This is a genomic window from Pseudomonas sp. MF7453, from assembly GCF_016405455.1.
Lineage (GTDB): Bacteria > Pseudomonadota > Gammaproteobacteria > Pseudomonadales > Pseudomonadaceae > Aquipseudomonas > Aquipseudomonas paralactis.
In genome coordinates, this window is sequence record NZ_JAEKCN010000003.1 from 126303 (window position 1) to 140960 (window position 14658).

The 14658-nt window shown below is 60.7% G+C and carries 11 protein-coding genes; 8 read left to right on the forward strand and 3 right to left on the reverse strand.

From position 1 onward, the window contains the following. The first annotated feature begins 87 nt into the window (after positions 1-87). From JFT63_RS06415 to JFT63_RS06430, 4 genes are all read left to right on the forward strand, one after another. Entirely contained in the window at positions 88-2679 is a 2592-nt protein-coding gene (locus tag JFT63_RS06415) for a glycosyltransferase (RefSeq protein ID WP_198843616.1), read from the forward strand. A 254-nt stretch (positions 2680-2933) separates the two neighbouring features. Further along, positions 2934-4085, forward strand: a complete 1152-nt coding sequence (gene dapE, locus JFT63_RS06420; RefSeq protein ID WP_005785553.1) for a succinyl-diaminopimelate desuccinylase — start codon at positions 2934-2936, stop codon at positions 4083-4085. Then, positions 4085-4894 (forward strand): putative RNA methyltransferase, encoded by an 810-nt coding sequence (locus JFT63_RS06425; RefSeq protein WP_057701323.1) that lies wholly within the window; start codon positions 4085-4087, stop codon positions 4892-4894. The genes dapE and JFT63_RS06425 overlap by 1 nt, the downstream gene beginning before the upstream one ends. Before the next feature lie 55 nt (positions 4895-4949). Beyond that, a complete protein-coding gene (locus JFT63_RS06430; RefSeq protein ID WP_005785549.1) occupies positions 4950-5327 on the forward strand; it encodes a hypothetical protein in 378 nt (125 codons plus the stop codon). A 134-nt stretch (positions 5328-5461) separates the two neighbouring features. Here JFT63_RS06430 and JFT63_RS06435 read toward each other — a convergent pair whose 3' ends face one another. Then, positions 5462-5671: a cold-shock protein gene (locus JFT63_RS06435; RefSeq protein WP_003219353.1), complete on the reverse strand. Its 210-nt coding sequence runs from the start codon at positions 5669-5671 to the stop codon at positions 5462-5464. Between the two features lie 180 nt (positions 5672-5851). On the opposite strand from JFT63_RS06435, the gene plsB reads away from it, so the two are divergent. The 3 genes from plsB to JFT63_RS06450 are packed head-to-tail and all read left to right on the forward strand — an operon-like array spanning position 5852 to position 9541. After that, positions 5852-8371 (forward strand): glycerol-3-phosphate 1-O-acyltransferase PlsB, encoded by a 2520-nt coding sequence (plsB, locus tag JFT63_RS06440; protein ID WP_198843617.1) that lies wholly within the window; start codon positions 5852-5854, stop codon positions 8369-8371. A 51-nt stretch (positions 8372-8422) separates the two neighbouring features. After that, entirely contained in the window at positions 8423-8824 is a 402-nt protein-coding gene (locus JFT63_RS06445; protein ID WP_057701325.1) for a YbaY family lipoprotein, read from the forward strand. A 27-nt stretch (positions 8825-8851) separates the two neighbouring features. Next, on the forward strand, positions 8852-9541 hold the full coding sequence (locus JFT63_RS06450; protein ID WP_186559748.1) for a DUF4197 domain-containing protein: 690 nt from the start codon (positions 8852-8854) through the stop codon (positions 9539-9541). Positions 9542-9704: 163 nt separating this feature from the next. Here JFT63_RS06450 and JFT63_RS06455 read toward each other — a convergent pair whose 3' ends face one another. Next, a complete protein-coding gene (locus JFT63_RS06455; RefSeq protein ID WP_198843618.1) occupies positions 9705-12770 on the reverse strand; it encodes an efflux RND transporter permease subunit in 3066 nt (1021 codons plus the stop codon). A 5-nt stretch (positions 12771-12775) separates the two neighbouring features. Then, a complete protein-coding gene (locus tag JFT63_RS06460) occupies positions 12776-13876 on the reverse strand; it encodes an efflux RND transporter periplasmic adaptor subunit (protein ID WP_198843619.1) in 1101 nt (366 codons plus the stop codon). A 93-nt stretch (positions 13877-13969) separates the two neighbouring features. Here JFT63_RS06460 and JFT63_RS06465 point away from each other — a divergent pair, with 93 nt between their 5' ends. After that, the gene (locus tag JFT63_RS06465) at positions 13970-14605 is read left to right on the forward strand and encodes a TetR/AcrR family transcriptional regulator (RefSeq protein ID WP_198843620.1); all 636 of its coding nucleotides are present in this window, start codon (positions 13970-13972) and stop codon (positions 14603-14605) included. Positions 14606-14658: the final 53 nt, after the last annotated feature.

Here is a 14658-nt window from a genome sequence, read left to right on the forward strand (position 1 = left end):
TCAGGGAAAGGCCGGTGTAGGATGCGCGCCGTTCGGCGTAGGCCGACACCTCTTTTCGTTCCGCACCTTTTGGAACCCGACATAACCATGGCATCGCGTAAATTTGGACTCAACCTGGTGATCGTGCTGGCCATCGCCGCGCTGTTCACCGGTTTCTGGGCGCTGATCAACCGCCCGGTCACCGCTCCCAACTGGCCTGAACAGATCTCCGGGTTTTCCTACTCGCCGTTCCAGCAAGGCCAGTACCCGCAGAAGAATCAGTTTCCGACTGAAGAGCAGATGCGTCAGGACCTTGCGATCATGAGCAAGCTGACGGACAACATCCGTACCTACTCGGTCGATGGCTCCCTGGGCGAAATCCCCAAGCTGGCCGAAGAGTTCGGCCTGCGCGTGACCCTGGGGATCTGGATCAGCCCGGACCTTGAACGCAACGAGCGTGAAATCCAGCGTGCCATCGAGATCGCCAACAACTCGCGCAGTGTCGTGCGTGTGGTGGTCGGCAACGAAGCCTTGTTCCGTGACGAAATCACCCCTGAAGCGCTGATTGTGTTGCTGGACCGTGTGCGCGCTGCCGTAAAAGTGCCGGTGACCACCTCCGAGCAATGGCACATCTGGGAAAAGAACCCCCAACTGGCCAAGCACGTCGACCTGATCGCCGCGCACATCCTGCCGTTCTGGGAGTACATCCCGATGGACAAGGCCGGTCAGTACGTACTCGACCGTGCCAAGGATCTGAAGAAAACCTTCCCGAAAAAGCCGCTGCTGCTGTCGGAAGTTGGCTGGCCGAGTAACGGTCGTATGCGCGGTGGTAATGAATCGTCGCCGGCAGACCAGGCCATTTACCTGCGTACGCTGGTCAACAAGCTCAACCGCCAGGGCTACAACTACTTTGTGATCGAGGCCTTCGACCAGCCGTGGAAAGTCAGCGACGAAGGCTCGGCAGGTGCTTACTGGGGCGTGTTCAACGCCGCGCGCCAGCAAAAATTCAATTTTGAAGGCCCGGTCGTGGCGATCCCGCAATGGCGGGTGCTGGCCATCGGCTCGGTGGTGCTTGCACTGCTGTCGCTGACCCTGTTGATGATCGACGGTTCGGCGCTGCGCCAGCGTGGCCGCACTTTCCTGACCTTTATTGCGTTCCTGTGCGGGTCGGTGCTGGTATGGATCGGCTATGACTACAGCCAGCAATACAGCACCTGGTTCAGCCTGATCGTCGGCGTGTTGCTGGCCCTCGGTGCCCTCGGCGTGTTTATCGTGTTGCTGACCGAAGCCCACGAACTGGCGGAAGCGGTTTGGACCCACAAGCGCCGGCGCGAATTCCTGCCGGTCGAAGGCGATTCGGACTACCGCCCGAAAGTGTCGATCCATGTGCCGTGCTACAACGAGCCACCGGAGATGGTCAAACAGACCCTCGACGCCCTGGCTGCTCTCGATTATCCGGACTACGAAGTCCTGATCATCGACAACAACACCAAGGACCCGGCGGTATGGGAGCCGGTGCGCGACTACTGCGAAACCCTGGGCCCGCGCTTCAAGTTTTTCCACGTCGCGCCCCTGGCCGGTTTCAAGGGCGGTGCGTTGAATTATCTGATCCCGCACACCGCCAAGGATGCCGAAGTGATCGCGGTGATCGACTCGGACTACTGCGTGTCACCCAACTGGCTCAAACACATGGTGCCGCACTTCGCCGATCCGAAAATCGCCGTGGTGCAGTCGCCCCAGGATTACCGCGACCAGAACGAAAGCACCTTCAAGAAGCTCTGCTACGCCGAATACAAAGGCTTTTTCCATATCGGCATGGTCACCCGCAACGACCGTGACGCGATCATCCAGCACGGCACCATGACCATGACCCGTCGCTCGGTGCTTGAGGAACTGGGCTGGGCCGATTGGTGCATCTGTGAAGACGCCGAACTGGGCCTGCGCGTGTTCGAAAAAGGCCTGTCGGCAGCGTACTACCACGACAGCTACGGCAAGGGCCTGATGCCGGATACCTTTATCGACTTCAAGAAACAGCGTTTCCGCTGGGCCTACGGGGCGATCCAGATTATCAAGCGTCACACCGCCAGCCTGATACGCGGCAAAGACACCGAGTTGACCCGCGGCCAGCGTTACCACTTCCTCGCGGGCTGGTTGCCGTGGGTGGCCGATGGCATGAACATCTTCTTTACCGTCGGCGCGCTGTTGTGGTCGGCGGCGATGATCATCGTGCCGACACGGGTCGACCCGCCGTTGCTGATTTTCGCAATCCCGCCGTTGGCGTTGTTTGTGTTCAAGGTCGGCAAGATCATCTTCCTCTACCGTCGTGCGGTAGGCGTGAACTTGAAAGATGCGTTCTGCGCGGCCCTGGCCGGTTTGGCGTTGTCCCATACCATCGCCAAGGCGGTGCTGTATGGTTTCTTCACCACCAGCATTCCGTTCTTTCGCACGCCGAAAAACGCCGATAACCACGGCTTCTGGGTGGCCATTTCCGAAGCCCGCGAAGAAATGTTCATCATGCTGCTGCTGTGGGGTGCTGCGCTGGGGATCTACCTGGTGCAAGGCCTGCCAAGCAATGACATTCGCTTCTGGGTCGTGATGTTGCTGGTGCAGTCGCTGCCCTACGTGGCCGCACTGATCATGGCGTTCCTGTCGTCGCTGCCCAAACCGGCACCGAAGGCTGAGCCTGTCACTGCGGTGTAAAAACTTGCGCAATGCACTAAACGGCGGCCTCTGGCCGCCGTTTTGCTATAAGATAACGGCCCTTTTGTGAGACTTGGCCTGGCCCAATTCTATGTGGGAGCTGGCTTGCCTGCGATGCAGACGCCGCGGTCTGACAGGCACACCGCAGTGATGCTATCGCAGGCAAGCCAGCTACCACATTGGAATTGCGTCGCTCCAGGCTCGATATTTCCACATTCGTCCTGCGCCCATCACACGCTTTCCGGAGTTTTCCCATGACGGCCCATGCCGACCTTTCGCCGACCCTTCAACTGGCCATCGACCTGATCCGTCGCCCCTCGGTCACGCCGATCGATGCCGATTGCCAGAAGCTGATGATGCAGCGCCTGGGCGACGCCGGTTTTGCGCTTGAACCGATGCGTATCGAAGACGTAGACAATTTCTGGGCCACCCACGGCAAGCATGAAGGCCCGGTGCTGTGCTTCGCCGGTCACACCGACGTAGTGCCGACCGGCCCGGTGCAGGCCTGGCAGAACGACCCCTTCGACGCCCTGATCGATGAAAACGGCATGCTCTGCGGCCGTGGCGCGGCAGACATGAAAGGCAGCCTGGCGGCGATGCTGGTGGCAGCGGAACGTTTCGTCACCGACTACCCGGACCACAAGGGTTCGGTCGCCTTCCTGATCACCAGCGACGAAGAAGGCCCGGCGCACCATGGCACCAAGGCGGTGATCGAACGTCTGGCCGCGCGCAAGGAACGCCTGGACTGGTGCATCGTCGGCGAACCGTCGAGCACGACCCTGGTGGGCGATGTGGTCAAGAACGGCCGCCGCGGCTCCCTCGGCGCCACCTTGACCGTACGCGGCGTACAGGGCCACGTGGCTTACCCGCATCTGGCGAAGAACCCGATCCACCTGGCAGCCGCCGCCCTGGCCGAATTGGCTGCCGAGCATTGGGATGACGGCAATGCCTTCTTCCCGCCCACCAGTTTCCAGATTTCCAACCTCAACTCCGGTACCGGCGCCACTAACGTGATCCCCGGCGACCTGACGGCGGTGTTCAACTTCCGCTTCTCGACCGAGTCCACCGTTGAGGGCCTGCAACAGCGGGTCGCGGCGATCCTGGATAAACATGGCCTGGACTGGCATGTGGACTGGGCGCTGTCGGGCCTGCCGTTCCTCACCGAACCGGGCGCACTGCTGGATGCGGTATCTGCCAGTATCAAGGCGATCACCGGGCGTGAGACCAAGGCGTCCACCAGCGGCGGTACTTCCGATGGTCGCTTTATCGCCACGCTGGGCACCCAGGTGGTCGAGTTGGGCCCGGTCAACGCGACCATCCACCAGGTCAACGAACGCATCCTGGCCAGCGACCTTGATGTGCTGACCGAAATCTATTACCAAACCCTGATCAAGTTGCTCGCCTGATGCTTGCCTGCCCCCTTTGCAGCGCACCGCTCAATGCGGTGGACAATGGCGTGGCCTGCCCGGTCGGGCACCGTTTCGACCGCGCGCGCCAGGGCTACCTGAACCTGTTGCCGGTGCAGCACAAGAACAGCCGCGACCCGGGCGATAACCTGGCCATGGTCGAGGCGCGCCGTGACTTTCTCAACGCCGGGCACTACGCGCCGGTGGCCAAGCGCCTGGCCGAACTGGCCGCCGAGCGTGCACCGCAGCGCTGGGTCGACATTGGGTGTGGCGAGGGTTATTACACCGCGCAAATTGCCCAGGCCCTGCCCGACGCCGATGGCTATGCCCTGGATATCTCCAGGGAAGCGGTCAAGCGCGCGTGCAAACGCAACCCGGCGCTGACCTGGTTGATCGCCAGCATGGCCCGTGTGCCATTGGCCGATGCCAGCTGCCAGTTCCTCGCCAGCGTGTTCAGCCCGCTGGACTGGCAAGAGGCCAAGCGCCTGCTCAGTCCCGGCGGCGGCTTGATGAAGGTCGGCCCCACCAGCGGCCACTTGATGGAACTGCGCGAGCGCCTTTACGACGAGGTACGCGAGTACACCGACGATAAACACCTGGCCCTGGTGCCGGAGGGCATGAGCCTGGCGCACAGTGAAACCCTTGAATTCACCCTGAGCCTGGCCGAGCCTACTGACCGCGCCAACCTGCTGGCCATGACGCCTCATGGCTGGCGGGCCAGTGCCGAACGCCGTAGCGAGGTGATCGAGGCCGCCGAACCGCTGCAGGTCACGGTGTCGATGCGCTACGATTATTTCGTGCTTCAATAGCTCACTTTACAAATTTCGCGATATGGATTTTCGAATCCCGCAACGAGGAACATCCATGCGCCAACCCGATATTGAGATTTACCTGAAAGACGCCGACGTCGATCACAAAGCCATCGCCGCCTGGCTGGGCGCCGCCCTGGGCCCTTGCTCCGACTGGGTCCAGAGAGGCCAGACCTACAAGTGCAAGGCCGGCAGCGTGCCGGTTACCTGGCTGCCCAAGGCTGTAGGCAAATGGAACAGCCTGTACCTGGAAAGCGACCAGACCCCGTGGGACGACGACATCGCCTGTGCCCGTGCCGCATTTGCCGCGCTGAATGTCGAAGTGCGCTGCGCACCGGGGACGTGGGTCGAGGAAGAAGGCGAGGAAAGCGCCGATACCTGGATTCGCATCAGCGCAGATGGTGAAGAGCAGATCACCTGGAAAACTGCCTGACAGCGGGCTAATCCAATCAATGTGGGAGCTGGCTTGCCTGCGATGCAGACACCTTGGTCTATCCGTCAGACCACAGTGATGCTATCGCAGGCAAGCCAGCTCCCACAGTTGAATGGGTTAGCAAAACAAAGTTGTTACAGGCCCACCACATCCTCTGCCTGCAAGCCCTTCTCGCCCGTCACCACGGCGTATTCCACCTGCTGGCCCTCGGCCAACGAGCGGTGGCCTTCACCGCGAATGGCGCGGTAGTGCACAAACACGTCCTTGCCGTCTTCACGCTGAATAAAGCCGTAGCCCTTTGCATCGTTGAACCACTTCACATTGCCGGTTTCGCGCGTTGCCATCTGTTCACTCCCACTTGGTTTTTATTGTTGAGTCGCACGTATTGAACTGCCGAGTATAAGACAGGCTCAAAAACCATCAACTCAAGTTTACATCGCTGCTTTTTTGCCGATTTTCGGTGAATACGGCACACTACCTGCCCGAGCATCTGCTCGGTTTTTTCCACTTGAAGCAGTTCGCCTATGACCCGCTCCCCGTTCCGCCGTCTGGTGTTTGGCACCTTGCGCCGACTGTTGTACCTCTGGGTTCGCTCGGAGACGATCAATCAGTCGTCCCTCACCCTTAACCTGGACCGCAGCCGGCCGGTTTTCTACGTCCTGCAATCCCCCTCCCTCACCGAGCTGGCGGTGGTCGATGCCGAGTGCACCAAGGCCGGCCTGCCACGCCCGGTGCTGCCGGTTTCGGTAGGCCCATTGATGGAGCCCGCGGCGTTCTTCTACCTCACGCCGGATCCGGATTGGCTCGGGCGCCAGGACAAGCGCGGCGCGCCGCCTACCCTCACGCGCCTGGTCAATACCCTGACCGAGCACGCCGAGGAGAATGCACAAATCATTCCCGTCAGCGTGTTCTGGGGCCAGACCCCTGCAAGCGAGTCCAGCCCGTGGAAACTGCTGTTTGCCGACAGCTGGGCGGTGACCGGGCGTCTGCGCCGGTTGTTGAGCATCCTGATCCTGGGGCGCAAGACCCGCGTGCAATTCTCCGCGCCAATCAACCTGCGTGAATTGATCGAGCACAATAAAGGCCACGAACGCACCGTGCGCATGGCCCAGCGCATCTTGCGTGTGCACTTTCGTAACCTGAAGACGGCCGTGATTGGTCCCGATCTGTCCCACCGCCGTAATCTGGTGAAGGGCCTGGTGAATATGCCGCTGGTGCGCCAAGCCATTGCGGATGAAGCCGAACGAGAAAAAATCTCTGCGGAAAAAGCCAAAGCCCTGGCCCTGCGCTACGGCAACGAGATTGCCTCGGACTACACCTATACCGCGATCCGTTTTTTGGAAGTGGTACTGAGCTGGTTCTGGAACAAGATCTACGACGGTATCAAGGTCAATAACATCGAAGGCGTGCAGAAGGTGGCCCAAGGCTACGAGGTGATTTATGTGCCTTGCCACCGCAGCCACATCGACTATCTGCTGCTGTCATACCTGTTGTTCAAGAACGGCCTGACTCCGCCGCATATCGCCGCCGGCATCAACCTCAACATGCCGGTCATCGGCAGCCTGCTGCGCCGTGGCGGTGCGTTTTTCATGCGCCGCACGTTCAAGGGCAACCCGCTGTACACCTCGGTGTTCAACGAATACCTGCACACCCTGTTCACCAAAGGGTTCCCCGTGGAGTACTTCGTCGAAGGCGGCCGCTCGCGCACCGGGCGTATGCTGCAACCAAAAACCGGAATGCTGGCGATCACCCTGCGCAGCTTCCTGCGCTCCTCGCGTATGCCGATTGTGTTCGTGCCGGTGTATATCGGCTATGAGCGTGTACTCGAAGGCCGCACTTACCTCGGCGAACTGCGGGGCGCGAGCAAGAAGAAAGAATCGATCTTCGACATTTTCAAAGTGGTCGGCGCCCTCAAGCAGCGCTTCGGCCAGGTCGCCGTCAACTTCGGTGAGCCAATCAAGCTGGCGGAGTTTCTCGACGCCGAGCAACCGGACTGGCGCGCGCAGGAACTGGGCCCGAACTACAAACCGGCCTGGCTCAACGAAACCACCAACCGCCTCGGCGAGAAGGTCGCGCGACACTTGAACGAAGCCGCGGCGATCAACCCGGTGAACCTGGTCGCCCTGGCCCTGCTGTCGACCACGCGCCTGGCTCTGGATGAACAAGCCATGGCGCGCCAGTTGGACCTGTACCTGGCGCTGTTGCGCCGCGTGCCCTACTCGCCCCACACCACCCTGCCGGAAGGTGATGGCCTGGCGCTGATCAAGCACGTCAAGGACATGAAACTGCTGTCGGAGCAAAGCGACGCCCTGGGCAAGATTGTGTACCTCGACGAGCAGAACGCCGTCCTGATGACTTATTACCGCAACAACGTGCTGCACATCTTCGCCCTGCCGGCGTTGCTGGCGAGCTTCTTCCAGAGCAGCTCGCGCATGAGCCGCGAACAGATCCTGCGTTATACCCATGCGCTCTATCCGTATCTGCAATCGGAGCTGTTTATCCGATGGTCGCTGGAAGAGTTGGACACCGTGGTCGACCAATGGCTGGACGCGTTTGTCGAGCAAGGTCTGCTGCGCTTCGAAAACGCCGTGTACCTGCGCCCAGCGCCAAGCTCGCGGCAGTTTGTTCTGCTGACGCTGTTGTCCAAAAGCATCGCCCAGACCCTGCAACGGTTCTACATGGCGATCTCGCTGTTGCTCAACAGCGGCCAGAACAGCATCAGCGCCGAAGAACTGGAAGACCTGTGCACAATCATGGCCCAGCGCCTGTCGATCCTGCACGGCCTCAACGCGCCGGAATTCTTCGACAAAAGTCTTTTCCGACATTTTATTCAGACGTTGCTGGAGCAAGATGTGCTGCGTCGTGATGAAGCCGGCAAACTGGGCTACCACGACCTGCTCGGCGAACTGGCCGAAGGCGCCGCCAAACGCGTGCTGCCAGCCGATATTCGCCTGTCGATCCGGCAGGTGGCCCTGCATCGCGTGGACGGCGCGGCCGAAGCGCCAGCGCAAGCAGACACTGTCACACCTGAACAAAGCCGTTAGAGTGACTGAGGCGCCGGGCGGATTCCGGCGCCGTTGAAAAGGAGCTGCACCATGAAAAAGATCATCCTCCTGGGCCTGACCGCCCTGCTCGGAGCCTGCCACTCAATGACCCCAACGCCCAAAGCCAGCCTCGACGGCGAAGTGTTCTACCTGCAGCGCATCGCCTTGCCACCGGCCGCCACCTTGAGCGTCAGCCTGCAAGATGTGTCCCTGATGGACGCCCCAGCCGTGACCCTCGCCGAACAGAAAGGCCCGGTCAAAGGCCAGGTGCCGCTGCCGTTTCACCTGAGCTATGACCCGGCCCAGGTTAAGCCAGGCCACACATACTCGGTCAGCGCTCGCATCGAGCTGGACGGCAAACTACTGTTCATCACCACCGAGCGGCACACCGTGCAACTCAACGGCCAGGACCCACAACCGCTGCGCCTGCGGGTTGATGCGGCCGCACACTGATCATTCCCACTTCATAAGGAAGCGCCCATGCTCCGCAAATCTCTTCGCCTCACAGCCCTGTGTGCCGGCTTGCTGTTCGGTGCCAACGCCATGGCCCTGGACCTTGGCAGCCTGTCTCAGGGCGACGCCAACGGCGGCCTCAAGGATGCCCTGACCCAAGGTGCGCAGATTGCCGTCAAACAACTGGGCAAACCCGGTGGCTTCAGCGACAACCCGGAAGTAAAAATCGGCCTGCCGGGCAAGCTCGGCAAAGTCGCCGACAAACTGAAAATGTTCGGCATGGGTGACCAGGTCACGCAGCTGGAAACCAGCATGAACAAAGCGGCTGAAACCGCCGTGACCCAGGCCCAGCCGATTCTGGTCAATGCCGTGAAAAACATGAGTGTGACCGACGCCAAGGGCATCCTCAGCGGTGGTCAGGACTCTGCCACCCAATACCTGAACAAAAGCAGCCGAGAGGAAATCCGCGCCAAGTTCCTGCCTATCGTCAAGGCCGCTACCGACAAGGTTGGCGTGGCTCAGCAGTACAACGCCCTGGCTGGCAAGGCTGCGGCCTTCGGCGCCGTGGACGCCAAGAGCGCCAACGTCGAAAACTACGTAACCGAGCAAGCGCTGGATGGTTTGTTCAAGATGATTGCGCAGCAGGAAGAGACGATTCGCAAGAATCCGGCGGCGGCTGCCACCAGCCTGGCAAAGAAGGTGTTTGGAGCGCTGTAACCCCGCATTGTTACGCTACTGCGCCAAGGCCGCTTGTTACGGGCCTTGGCGCAGTTGTTTCAGGCCAGGCCTGTCAGGGGTTTAACGAAAGCGCATACCAAGGCCGCCTGGCCTGGCAAAGAACCCTGAAAAACCAAATGCTCGTGAAACGGCAAAGTCCTCACTACTGTGCATCCTTCCTGACTCTGAACCACGCCGCGTACAACGCCGGCAAAAACAGCAGCGTCAACGCGGTCGCAACGATCAACCCGCCCATGATCGCCACAGCCATCGGCCCGAAAAACACGCTGCGCGACAGCGGGATCATCGCCAATACCGCCGCCAGAGCCGTCAGCACAATCGGGCGGAAGCGGCGCACGGTCGCTTCGATAATCGCCTGCCACGGTGCCAGCCCAGCCTTGATGTCCTGCTCGATCTGGTCCACCAGAATCACCGAGTTACGCATGATCATGCCCGACAGCGCGATGGTGCCAAGCATGGCGACAAAACCGAAGGGTTGGCGGAATACCAGCAGGAACAGGGTCACCCCTATCAGGCCCAGGGGAGCAGTCAGAAAAACCATCGCCGTGCGTGAGAAGCTGCGCAATTGCAGCATCAGCAAGGTCAGCACCACCACGATAAACAGCGGCACGCCGGCCTTCACCGAGTTTTGCCCGCGAGCGGAGTCTTCAACGGTGCCGCCCACTTCCAGCAGGTAACCGTCCGGCAGTTCGGCGCGCACATCTGTGAGCGTGGGCAGGATCTGCTGCACCAGGGTCGCCGGTTGCTCCTTGCCGTAGATGTCGGCGCGCACGGTCACGGTCGGCAGGCGGTTGCGGTGCCAGATGATGCCTTCTTCGAAACCGTATTCGAGGGTGGCGATCTGCGACAGCGCTACGCTTTTACCGTTATCGGTGGGCACGGCAAGGCTGGGCAGCAGTGACAATTCAGTGCGTTCGTGGGCGGTGCCGCGCAGGAGAATCTCGATCAATTCATTGTCCTCCCGGTACTGGCTGACGCTGGAACCGGTCAGAGAGCTCTGCAGGAATTTCGACAGGTTGGCGGTACTCACGCCGAGGGCGCGCGCACGGTCCTGGTCGATATTCAGATACACGATCTTGCTCGGCTCTTCCCAGTCCAGATGCACGTTAACCACATGGGCGTTTTCGCGCACCCTGGCCGCCACTTTGCGGGCCAGGTTGCGGACCTCTTCGATGTGTTCGCCGGTCACGCGAAACTGCACCGGGTAGCCCACGGGCGGGCCATTCTCCAGGCGAGTGACCCGCGAGCGCAGCTCCGGGAACTGTTCGTTGAGCGTTTCAATCAGCCAGGTGCGCAAGCTTTCACGCTCCTCGATGGTGTGGGCCAACACCACGAACTGCGCAAAGCTGGCGGCCGGCAGTTGCTGGTCCAGCGGCAGGTAGAACCGCGGCGAGCCGGTGCCCACGTAGGCCACATAGTTGTCGATACCCGCATGCGCCTTGAGCAGCGCCTCCAGGCGCTTGACCTGCTCGGCGGTGTTGCTCAGCGAGGCGCCTTCGGCCAGTTTCAGGTCGACCATCAGTTCCAGGCGCCCGGAAGCCGGGAAGAACTGCTGCGGTACAAAGCGGAACAATGCGACCGAGCCGATGAACAACAGCAGGGTCAAAATGATGACCGTCTTGCGCCGACGTACACACCACTCCACCCAACGTCTTACGCGCTGGTAGAAAGGTGTGCCGTACGGATCCGGGCCATCGGTGCCGTGCTTGGCGGCATGAATTTTCGCCAGGTCCGGCAGCAGCTTTTCCCCGAGGTACGGTACAAACACCACGGCAGCCACCCAGGAGGCCAATAAGGCAATGGTCACCACCTGGAAGATCGAGCGGGTGTATTCGCCGGTGCTCGATTGCGCGGTGGCGATCGGCAAAAAACCTGCGGCCGTGATCAAGGTACCGGTGAGCATGGGGAACGCAGTACTGGTCCAGGCAAAACTCGCGGCCTTGAGCCGGTCGTAGCCCTGCTCCATTTTGATCGCCATCATTTCCACGGCGATAATCGCGTCATCCACCAGCAAGCCCAGGGCCAGCACCAAAGCGCCAAGGGAAATCTTGTGCAGGCCGATGCCCAGGTAATACATGCTGGCAAAGGTCATCGCCAGTACCAGCGGGATCGCCAGGGCGACCACCATGCCAGTGCGCACACCGAGGGAGAAAAAACTCACCAGCAATACAATCGCCAGTGCCTCGGCCAGCACCTGGACGAATTCGCCGACGCTGGTCTTCACCGCTGCCGGTTGGTCCGACACCTTGCGCAGCTCCATGCCCGCAGGAAGGTTCTTTTGCAGGCGTGCGAATTCGCCCTCAAGGGCTTTGCCCAGTACCAGAATATCCCCACCGTCGCGCATGGCCACGGCCAGGCCGATGGCGTCCGCGCCCATATAACGCATACGCGGTGCCGGTGGGTCGTTAAAGCCTCGGTGGATTTCAGCCACATCGCCGATACGGAAGGTGCGATCGCCCACTCGAATCGGGAAGTCGCGAATCTGCTCCACGGTTTTGAAGTTGCCCGACACGCGCAACTGTACGCGCTCGCTCGGGGTTTCAAAAAAGCCGGACGTCGATACGGCATTTTGTTCCTGTAACGCTTGCTGTACCGCGGCCAACGGCAGACCCAGGGTCGCAAGTTTGAGGTTGGACAGTTCGATCCAGATCTTCTCGTCTTGCAGTCCAAGCAGCTCGACCTTGCCCACGTCCGGCACCCGTTGCAGCTGAATCTGGATGCGGTCGGCGTAGTCCTTGAGCACGGCGTAGTCAAAACCGTCGCCGGTCAGGGCGTAGATATTGCCGAAGGTGGTGCCGAACTCGTCGTTGAAAAACGGCCCCTGGATATCCGGTGGCAAGGTTTGGCGGATGTCGCTGATTTTCTTGCGCACCTGGTACCACAGCTCAGGAATCTGCGCCGAACGCATCGAGTCACGGGCGATGAAAGTGACCTGGGATTCGCCGGGACGCGAGAAGGACACGATGCGCTCGTACTCACCGGTCTCCATCAACTTTTTCTCGATGCGCTCGGTGACCTGGCGCGACACCTCCTGGGCCGTGGCGCCGGGCCAGTTGGTCTTGATCACCATCGCCTTGAAGGTAAAGGGCGGGTCCTCGCTTTGCCCCAGCTTGGTGTAAGACAAAGTGCCGACCACAGCCAGCAGGATCATCAGAAACAGTACGATCTGGCGATTACGCAACGCCCATTCGGAAAGATTGAAACCCATCGGGACTACTCCTTGGCCGCCAGATTCACAACACGGTTGGAGCGATCCACTGGGCGCACTTGCTGGCCCTCATGCAGCACATGCACGCCTGCGGCAACCACCCAGTCGGTGGGCGCCAAGCCTTCGAGCACCGGCACGGTTTTTTCGCCGAACGCGCCAATGCGCACCGGCGTGCGTTGAAGGGTGTTGTCCGGCTGTACCCGCCAAACGAAGGACGCGCCGTTCTCTGCGCTCAGGGCCGACAGCGGTACCGAGAGAGGAATGACCCCGTCGGCTTGTATGAACACGCGCGCGCTCTGGCCCAGTTCGGCAGGCACCTTACCGCCGGTGAAGGCAACACGGGCGGCGAAGGTGCGGGATTTCGGGTCGGCTGCGGGAGACAACTCACGGATGCGTCCGGCAAAGCGCTGTTCGGGCTGGCTCCACAACTCTACCGACACCGGCTGGCCGACCTTGAAGCGGCCGAAGCCTTGCTCGGGCAGGCTGATCAGCACTTCGCGTTCACCATCGGTGGCCAGGGTGAATACGGTCTGGCCCGCAGACACGACTTGGCCCACTTCGACAGCACGCTTGGCAACCACGCCGTCCTGGGGCGCGCGCAGTACGGCATACCCGGCCTGGTTGCTCGATACGTCGAACTCGGCCTTGATCTGCTTGAGGCGCGCTTCACCTGCTCGGTAGAGGTTTTCGGAATTGTCGTACTGCGAGCGGCTGACCATCTGACGATCCATCAGGGTCTTGTAGCGATCGCGTTCAGCCCGTACCAGGCTTAGATTGGCCTGCGCGCCAGCCACTTGGGCACGGCTGGCTTCCAGTTGCAGGCGCACATCCTGGGGGTCGAGTTCAGCCAGTGGCTGGTTGGCCTTGACCCGCTCGCCCTCTTCCACCAGCCGCTTGCTGACTTTGCCGCCGATGCGAAAGGCCAGGTCTGGCTCATAACGAGCACGTACTTCGCCGGGGTAGCTGTCCATTGCCTGTGCCGAGGGCTGCGGTTGCACCACCATGGCTGGACGGACGGTAGCCTGGGTCGCTTCTTCATGGCCGCAGGCGGCCAATAAAAAGACCAGGCTGACAGGCAAAGCAAGGGGCAGGAACGCGCTGCGCATGCTGAAGGACCTTTCGCAAATGGAGCTTGGAATAATTATACTGGCCGGTATGTTATTAATACCAAACTCACCAGTCCAGTATTAAAGGTGAAAATGTCCGACAATCCTGTAAACACCGCAAGCCCCGGGCGCCCCAAGGACATGGCAAAACGCCAGGCAATCCTCGAAGCGGCGAAATCCCTGTTCCTGGGCAATGGCTATGCGAACACCAGCATGGATGCCGTCGCCCTTGCGGCGGGCGTCTCGAAGCTCACCGTCTACAGCCATTTCACCGATAAAGAGACGTTGTTCACCGCGGCGGTGGTGGCCAAATGTGAAGAGCAATTGCCGGTGATGTACTTCGAGCTACCCGCAGGCATGCCCGTAGAGACGGTTTTGCTGAACATCGCGCGCGGCTTTCATCGGCTGATCAACAGCGAGGAGTCGGTCAACCTGCATCGCCTGATGATGACCAGCGGCAATCAGGACGTGAAACTCTCTCAGATCTTCTTCGACGCCGGCCCAATGCGCATGTTGCAAGGCATGGAGCGCCTGCTCGGCAAGATCGACCAGAGCGGCGCCCTGCGCATCGATAACCCCTTCAAAGCGGCCGAACACTTCTTTTGCCTGCTCAAGGGCACGGCGAACTTTCGCTTGTTGTACGGCTGCGGCGGGCAACTGAGCGCGGTAGAGGCCGAGGCGCATGTGCAGGATGTGGTGAGGTTGTTTATGCGGGCGTTTAGAACCTGAACTACCGTTCCCACGCACGAGCATAGGTATCGACACCACTTTGGTGCGCCGCC

Coding starts and splice junctions, on each gene's coding strand:
- JFT63_RS06455 (WP_198843618.1), bottom strand. CDS start 12,770: ATGGGTTTCAATCTTTCCGAATGGGCGTTGCGTAATCGCCAGATCGTA.
- JFT63_RS06430 (WP_005785549.1), top strand. CDS start 4,950: ATGCGCCAACCCGATATTGAGATTTACCTGAAAGACGCCGACGTCGAT.
- JFT63_RS06445 (WP_057701325.1), top strand. CDS start 8,423: ATGAAAAAGATCATCCTCCTGGGCCTGACCGCCCTGCTCGGAGCCTGC.
- dapE (WP_005785553.1), top strand. CDS start 2,934: ATGACGGCCCATGCCGACCTTTCGCCGACCCTTCAACTGGCCATCGAC.
- JFT63_RS06425 (WP_057701323.1), top strand. CDS start 4,085: ATGCTTGCCTGCCCCCTTTGCAGCGCACCGCTCAATGCGGTGGACAAT.
- JFT63_RS06450 (WP_186559748.1), top strand. CDS start 8,852: ATGCTCCGCAAATCTCTTCGCCTCACAGCCCTGTGTGCCGGCTTGCTG.
- plsB (WP_198843617.1), top strand. CDS start 5,852: ATGACCCGCTCCCCGTTCCGCCGTCTGGTGTTTGGCACCTTGCGCCGA.
- JFT63_RS06465 (WP_198843620.1), top strand. CDS start 13,970: ATGTCCGACAATCCTGTAAACACCGCAAGCCCCGGGCGCCCCAAGGAC.
- JFT63_RS06415 (WP_198843616.1), top strand. CDS start 88: ATGGCATCGCGTAAATTTGGACTCAACCTGGTGATCGTGCTGGCCATC.
- JFT63_RS06435 (WP_003219353.1), bottom strand. CDS start 5,671: ATGGCAACGCGCGAAACCGGCAATGTGAAGTGGTTCAACGATGCAAAG.
- JFT63_RS06460 (WP_198843619.1), bottom strand. CDS start 13,876: ATGCGCAGCGCGTTCCTGCCCCTTGCTTTGCCTGTCAGCCTGGTCTTT.